Source organism: Paenibacillus sp. FW101-FHT12H11 (genome assembly GCF_058790355.1).
The window spans coordinates 947,465-954,478 of record NZ_JBYTCO010000002.1 but is presented as its reverse complement, the minus strand read 5'-3'; the positions used below and the strand labels follow the sequence as shown (position 1 = coordinate 954,478).

The window sequence follows — 7,014 nt, the reverse complement described above, 5'->3', positions numbered from 1 at the left end:
GTATATGTAAATATTTTGAAATATAAGTAATGTTATTCATTTTTTTGAGTGATGTTAGGTTTCTCGCAAACGTAGTGCACAATATACAACCATTTGTTGCGAAAAGGCGAGTTGTAAGCGTTTTACTGCTTAAATGGTTGCACAAACTGCAACATAGAGGCGATCTTTGGCCCAATCACAGCCAAATGATTGCATTAAGTACAACATGAATACTGTTGCAGGCTTCACTTGGTGAAGGGTCAATGGGGGGTGAAAAATAATGTGACCTGACCGCTAATGAGTAATTTCATTAGTATAGAACGAGACGGCACAGGGAGGATCTGTAAGGGAACTACAAGGCGCTATTTGAGCACAAACAGCCATTTAAGCAAATCAGAGGGAACGCTGGGACCCTATTTTGGCCTTTTGGGCAGTGAAGTGGCGTATTTCACTGAAATAAGATCCAGTAGTTCCCATTCCGTAGCGGGACTCCCGATTTTTAACGAAATAGCGCCCTGCAGTTTCTTTAAATGCTAGTCTCACCGGCTAATTTTACTAATATTCGGCTTAGTTTGGTAAAAGAGATCAGCTTTCAGTATCTCGTTATTAGTATGTCATATATATTCTTGCCTCATCGAAATAAGCATAAATAGCCCCTTTTTATCGAAATAAACAAATATATATTGTGCATTATATATTCTTATGTTACATTTATGACGTACTAAATGAGATGAGGGGGATGGAGATGCGAGTTGGACTCAGCGGTACTGGAAGAATTGGAAGGCTCGTCTTGAGAAAAGCGTTGACTGGTTCGCAACAGGATTTCCAAATAGCAGTAGTAAACTCAACTTGTCCCATTCATGTATTAGCCCATTTGTTGAAGTACGATTCCGTGCATGGCACTTGGGACGCCAGAATCGAGGTTACTCCAGATAACGCTTTGATTATTAACGGACAATCCATTCACGTTGTTTGCGAAAGAGAGCCAGATCTGTTGCCTTGGAGAGAACTAGGCGTTGACATGGTTGTCGATGCCACAGGGAAGTTTAACCATCGGCATGGAGCTGAACGCCACCTTTTTGCAGGGGCCAAGAAAGTTCTGATTACGGCACCCGGAACAAATATGGATCTGACGATGGTCATGGGGGTTAATGAAGGTACGTACGATCCTTTGCGGCATCACTTGATTTCCGCAGCCTCTTGTACAACGAACTGTATTGCGCCTATTTTGCACATCTTAGATCAGGCATTTCAGGTCAAAATGGGATGGATGACAACGGTGCACGCCTTCACGAATGATCAGAACCATTTGGACAATCCGCATAAAGATTTACGCCGTGCCCGATCTTGCACGAACGCCATTATTCCGACTTCCACCGGGGTGGGGAAAGCGCTGGCGGATGTTTTGCCGCATCTTGCTGAACAGATTCAAGGTGTATCGGTGCGTGTGCCGACACAGGATGTCTCGTTGTTGGATCTTCAAGTGGCGGTTAGCCGCAATGTGCACATCGAGGAAGTAAAATCAGCCATGAAACACGCAGTTGCCGGCCCAATGGGGGACTACGTAGACTACAACGAGCTGCCACTTGTATCCGCGGATTACATCGGCAATGCGAAATCCGCTATTATAGACGGTCTTACTATGATGACGAAAGATAATCAAATTAAGCTTTTAGCCTGGTATGACAATGAATGGGGTTACGCTAGTCGAGTCATAGACGAAGTAGCTTATATCTCTCGTGCAAAAAGCACGCTCGAAAAGGAGGGAACGTCATGTCTCATACAATCAGTGTAACAATGGAAGCGGGAGTAGCTGCCCAGCCAAATGAACTTGGGCTCATTATTTGTAAATCTTGTAACGAAGTACTTGCAACGCTGCCTACGGATGGGTACAAAAAGTTTTATGTAGTTTGCCCAGGTTGCGCACGGAAAGATAACAATAAGGAGGCATCCGAATGACGACGCAGAAACAGGTGGTCCCCTTTCAGGAGGGAGACGCCTCAATGATAGCTCTTCTTGGCGGAAAGGGGGCCAATCTAGCGGAAATGACGCGCGCCGGCCTTCCCGTTCCACCTGGCTTCACAATCACGACCGAAGCTTGTTTAGCCTTTTTTGAAAAGGGAAATCGCCTCTCGGACTCACTGCTTGAACAAGTTGAAGCTTCGCTTAATCAGCTGGAGAAACAGAAAAGTCAAACATTCGGTGATGCAGACAATCCGCTGCTTGTTTCTGTGCGTTCCGGTTCGGTCAGCTCGATGCCGGGGATGATGGATACGATACTGAATTTAGGCTTGAACGATAAAACAGTCCGAGGATTGGCTGCGCATACAGACAACGAAAAGTTTGCTTACGACTGTTACCGGCGCTTGCTGCAAATGTTTGGCAGCGTCGTGCTTGGCATAGAGTCTGGCCATTTTGAAAGCTTGCTGCATCGCTTGAAAGAGAAGGAGGGCGCTCACCAGGATCAGGATGTGACTGCTAACGGGTGGAAGGAGCTAATTGAGGCGTATAAGGCTTGCATTTTGAGTAAAACGGGCCGAGCCTTCCCGCAGAATGTTTATGAGCAGTTGAAGCTGGCGATTGAAGCTGTTTTCAAATCGTGGAACAATGCCAGGGCACAAACTTACCGGAAACTGAATCGGATACCGGATGAGCAGGGGACGGCCGTTAATGTGCAGAGCATGGTTTTTGGCAATATGGGAGGCAGTTCAGGCACAGGCGTCGTTTTTACGAGAAATCCGTCCACGGGAGAAAATACCTTTTTTGGCGAGTATTTAATGAATGCGCAAGGAGAAGATGTCGTCGCCGGGATCCGCACACCGCTGGTTATTGCCGCACTTCAAGAGGAAATGCCTGCGATTTATGAGCAGCTTCTAGACGCCTCCAAGCAGCTTGAGAAGCATTACAAGGACATGCAGGACATCGAATTTACGGTGGAAAACAATAAATTGTACCTGCTTCAGACGCGAAGCGGCAAAAGGAACGCCCAAGCTGCGCTTAAGATCGCAGTTGATTTGGTCCGTGAAGGTGTATTGACCAAGCAGGATGCCGTTAGCCGCATTGAAGTGCTTCATCTGGATCAGCTGCTGCATCGAGGAATTGATGAAGCGGCGGTCATCGATGTGTTGGCGCTGGGACTTCCGGCTTCACCTGGGGCAGCGGTTGGCCAGCTTGTTTTTGATGCCGATACGGCGGAAGAATGGGTGCGGGCTGGCAGGACCGTTATCCTGGCCAGAACGGAAACGACGCCGGAGGATATTCATGGCGTTATCGCTGCGGAGGGCGTGCTTACAAGCCGAGGCGGCATGACAAGCCATGCGGCGGTTGTCGCCAGAGGGATGGGGAAGCCATGCGTGTGCGGTTGTGAAGAGATGCGAATCGTGCCGGAAGAGAAGCGCATGTTTGCGCAGAACCGGCTCCTGGAAGAAGGGGAATGGGTCACCTTGGACGGCGCGACCGGTCGTGTTATTGCAGGGGCTATGCCTTTGCTTGAAGCGCGAATGACAGATGAGCTGCTCATTATGCTGGAGTGGGCGGATGAAATTCGTACGCTGAAGGTGTTTGCGAATGCGGATAATCCGCACGATGCCGGTATCGCAAGGCAGCTTGGCGCCGAGGGAATTGGCTTATGCCGAACGGAGCATATGTTTTTCTCTCCGGCTCGTCTGCCTGTTGTTCAGCGCATGATCCTTGCAGAAGACAAGGAAGCGCGCTTGAAGGCGCTTGCCCAACTGCTTCCGATGCAGCAGTCTGATTTTGAAGGGATTTTCGAGCAGATGGATGGCCTGCCGGTAACGATTCGCCTGCTGGATCCACCTCTGCATGAATTTCTGCCTAACCTCGATGAACTGCAAAGAAGGCATGCTCAACTGACGTACGAACATGGCGGATCTATCAAGGAAAAAGCGGAAGTAGCATCCTTGCTCCGCAAGGTGCAAGCGCTGCATGAAGCGAACCCGATGCTGGGACAGCGTGGCTGCCGCTTAGGGATCGTATATCCGGAAATCTATGATATGCAGATTGAGGCCATTTTCCGCGCAGCTTCCACATGTATTGACGCAGGTATCCGGGTGCATCCGGAAATCATGATTCCTCTCGTCGGCCATGCCAACGAGTTAAAAATTCTAAGAGAACTCGTTGACTTCGTGGCGCAGCAGGTACTGGGGAAAGAGAAACTGCGCGAATGTCCTTACCAAGTTGGGACGATGATTGAGGTGCCGCGAGCTGCATTAACGGCACGTCAGATTGCAGCCCATGCCGATTTCTTCTCATTTGGCACGAACGATTTGACGCAGATGACGTTTGGCTATAGCCGTGATGATGCGGAAGGGAAGTTCCTGACCCATTATGTCAATCACAAGCTGCTGCCGCATAATCCGTTTCAGGTGCTAGACACCGAAGGCGTCGGTCAATTAATTGAACTTGCGGTGAATGTAGGAAGAACCGTGAAGACGTCTTTAAAAACAGGCATTTGCGGGGAGCATGGCGGAGACAGGGAGTCGATTTTTTTCTGTCACCGAATCGGATTGAATTATGTAAGCTGTTCGCCATACCGGATTCCTTTGGCTCGGATAGCCGCTGCTCAAGCGTTTCTTTTATACGGGGAACCTGGAGCAAGTGACGTCGCACAAGCGATTTGAAATAAGAAACAAAAAAAGGACCTTCCTTTGTAGATAAATCTACTCGGGAAGGTCTTTTTTTGATTACTTCGTAAGTTTAAATTGTTTCAATAGGCTAGCGATTGTGTCTTGGTTCAAGTTCAATGCGCTCATTTGACCAGTCAAAATTCCTTCAATTTGAGACACAAGTCCACGAAGTGCTGCCAAGTTTGCGGAGATCGTTTCTGGCGTCGGATTTGTTACGTTGAGTTGAGCTACGAATTGACGTACGGCATCAAGAACTGCAGGAATGGCTGTTCCCGGAAGAACGTTTGTACCGGAAATATTTGTGATTTGATTAAGAATGTTTTGGATGTCTGTCATTGTGTTTTCACCCAAGTTCAATTTGCCAATTTCGGCTTGAAGCTGGTTCAGCCATTGGGAGCTTGTCGGGTTATCCATGTTTGCATCCATAGCGGCTTGGAGTTCACCAAGTTTTTGTAAAACAGCGCCAACAGGTCCTTCTGTCACTCCACCTGGAAGTTGTTTAAGCATTTCTTCAAGTTTTTCTAAAAGTTGACTCATTTGCTATCCCTCCTCTCTAGTATCTATGTTATGTAAGTTTTCGCAGATGTGATTGGATGATAGCTTATTATTTTTATTTTCATAGACTAGATTTTTGCCGCTTTCGGATTTGCTCTAGCGATCATACGATATTTTGATATGAAAAACATTCGATAGAATCTGTTTCTCTATCAAGATGATCGAATGGGAGGAGGGAGAAACATGCCAGACAACCGGATTCGGATTGACGCCGACTTCTGGAAGGGCAAGAACGTATTTGTCACAGGTCATACAGGGTTCAAAGGAACTTGGCTCAGCTTATGGTTGCAAGGCATGGGAGCTAACGTGACCGGATATTCCTTACAGCCGCCGACGGAGCCGAGTTTGTTTGAACTTTGCCGAATGAAGGACGTGGTATCGTCTTATATTGCTGATATTCGCGATATGACGGCGTTATCTGAAGTTATTGTAGAAGCGTCTCCGGATATCGTTTTTCACTTGGCGGCTCAACCGCTGGTTCGAGCCTCTTATTTGAATCCCATAGAAACCTACGAGATTAATACGATGGGAACCATTCATTTACTAGAGGCTGTACGCCAAGCTAAGAGAAACAATGCCCCCATCAAGGCGGTTATCCATGTTTCAACCGATAAGGTATATTCGCAATTGGATGAGGGGAGAGGATACCGGGAAGATGACCGTTTAGGCGGCGGCGATCCTTACTCGAACAGCAAAGCCTTAACGGAATTGATCGTAACCAGCTATCGGCAAATTTTTGAAAAAGAAGAACAAGCATGGACCGTGCCGGTTGCGCTTGCGTCGGCGAGAGCCGGCAACGTGATTGGCGGCGGAGATTGGGCCGAAGATCGGCTGATTCCCGATTGCTTCAGGGCTATTCTTCGAAATGAGCCGGTAAAGCTCCGATATCCGCAAGCCGTTCGCCCTTGGCAGCATGTCCTTGAGCCGCTTCACGGTTACCTTCTGCTGGCCCAGCATCTTTATGATGACAAGCAGTATGCAGCAGCGTGGAATTTTGGTCCTAATGAGGAAGATACGATCTCAGTCGAGCAAGTCGTAAGCAGCTTATGCCAGAAATGGGGAGATCAAGCGGCCTATCTAACCGATTCGGCGGAGCATCCGCATGAGGCTCCTGTTTTACGATTAGATTGCACGAAATCGCGCGATTTACTAGGGTGGTCACCTCGCTGGAATCTCGATATGGCGATTACGAAATCGATTGAATGGATCAAAGCCTACGATCAGTCGGGAGATTGCAGGGAGATTTGCAGCAAACAAATACAGGAATATGTAGAGGGAAGTGAACAGCATGATCATTAAACCCGGCAATCTCCAGGGCATTTATGACATTACGTTAGCTCCCAATACCGATCACCGGGGTTATTTTACCCGACTCTTTGATGTAAATATCATGAAGGCGCATGGCCTTCACCGTAATTGGGTGCAAGAAAACCGCTCATTTTCCAAACAGAAAGGTACGATTCGTGGGCTGCATTTTCAACACGAGCCTCATGCAGAAACGAAACTCATTTGGGTTAGCAAAGGAGCAATTCTGGATGTGTTTGTCGATGTACGGCAAGACTCTCCCACCTTTGGCTGCTATGAAAGCAGAGTATTAACGGAGGAGAATTTTGCCATGGTTTATATTTCACCCGGTTTTGCGCATGGATTTTGTACCTTATCGGACAATTGCGAGGTTGTTTATAAGGTAGACAATGTCTATTCACCGGCGCATGAAGGCGGGATTTTGTGGAAAGATGCTTCGCTTCAAATTCCATGGCCTGTCGATCAGCCGATTATGTCGGCGAAGGATCAGGTACTTCCAACGTTAGATACTTTGAAAAGGAGAGATTGA

Annotated in this window: 6 protein-coding genes; 5 read left to right on the top strand and 1 reads right to left on the bottom strand. The window is 47.7% G+C overall.

What is annotated here, in order from left to right:
• Window positions 1-718: 718 nt before the first annotated feature.
• Genes gap through ppdK form a run of 3 tightly spaced genes read left to right on the top strand, consistent with a single transcriptional unit; the run spans window position 719 to window position 4,619 of the window.
• Complete coding sequence (gene gap, locus AC3WTJ_RS10135) at window positions 719-1,774, top strand: type I glyceraldehyde-3-phosphate dehydrogenase (RefSeq protein ID WP_492521646.1); 1,056 nt, start codon at window positions 719-721, stop codon at window positions 1,772-1,774.
• Entirely contained in the window at window positions 1,753-1,938 is a 186-nt protein-coding gene (locus AC3WTJ_RS10130) for a GapA-binding peptide SR1P (protein ID WP_127449361.1), read from the top strand. The genes gap and AC3WTJ_RS10130 overlap by 22 nt, the downstream gene beginning before the upstream one ends.
• Window positions 1,935-4,619, top strand: coding sequence for a pyruvate, phosphate dikinase (ppdK, locus tag AC3WTJ_RS10125; RefSeq protein ID WP_492521645.1), 2,685 nt, complete (start codon window positions 1,935-1,937; stop codon window positions 4,617-4,619). The genes AC3WTJ_RS10130 and ppdK overlap by 4 nt, the downstream gene beginning before the upstream one ends.
• 63 nt (window positions 4,620-4,682) lie before the next feature.
• On the opposite strand, the gene AC3WTJ_RS10120 is transcribed toward ppdK, so the two are convergent.
• Window positions 4,683-5,162, bottom strand: a complete 480-nt coding sequence (locus AC3WTJ_RS10120; protein WP_492521644.1) for a hypothetical protein — start codon at window positions 5,160-5,162, stop codon at window positions 4,683-4,685.
• A gap of 201 nt (window positions 5,163-5,363) precedes the next feature.
• Here AC3WTJ_RS10120 and rfbG point away from each other — a divergent pair, with 201 nt between their 5' ends.
• Window positions 5,364-6,479, top strand: a complete 1,116-nt coding sequence (gene rfbG, locus AC3WTJ_RS10115) for a CDP-glucose 4,6-dehydratase (protein WP_492521643.1) — start codon at window positions 5,364-5,366, stop codon at window positions 6,477-6,479.
• Window positions 6,469-7,014 (top strand): dTDP-4-dehydrorhamnose 3,5-epimerase, encoded by a 546-nt coding sequence (gene rfbC / locus AC3WTJ_RS10110; RefSeq protein ID WP_492521642.1) that lies wholly within the window; start codon window positions 6,469-6,471, stop codon window positions 7,012-7,014. Before rfbG ends, rfbC begins: the two co-directional genes overlap by 11 nt.

Bases quoted from the DNA above. Each gene is read 5' to 3' on its own strand.
- gap (WP_492521646.1), top strand. From the start codon at position 719: ATGGAGATGCGAGTTGGACTCAGCGGTACTGGAAGAATTGGAAGGCTC.
- AC3WTJ_RS10120 (WP_492521644.1), bottom strand. From the start codon at position 5,162: ATGAGTCAACTTTTAGAAAAACTTGAAGAAATGCTTAAACAACTTCCA.
- rfbG (WP_492521643.1), top strand. From the start codon at position 5,364: ATGCCAGACAACCGGATTCGGATTGACGCCGACTTCTGGAAGGGCAAG.
- AC3WTJ_RS10130 (WP_127449361.1), top strand. From the start codon at position 1,753: ATGTCTCATACAATCAGTGTAACAATGGAAGCGGGAGTAGCTGCCCAG.
- rfbC (WP_492521642.1), top strand. From the start codon at position 6,469: ATGATCATTAAACCCGGCAATCTCCAGGGCATTTATGACATTACGTTA.
- ppdK (WP_492521645.1), top strand. From the start codon at position 1,935: ATGACGACGCAGAAACAGGTGGTCCCCTTTCAGGAGGGAGACGCCTCA.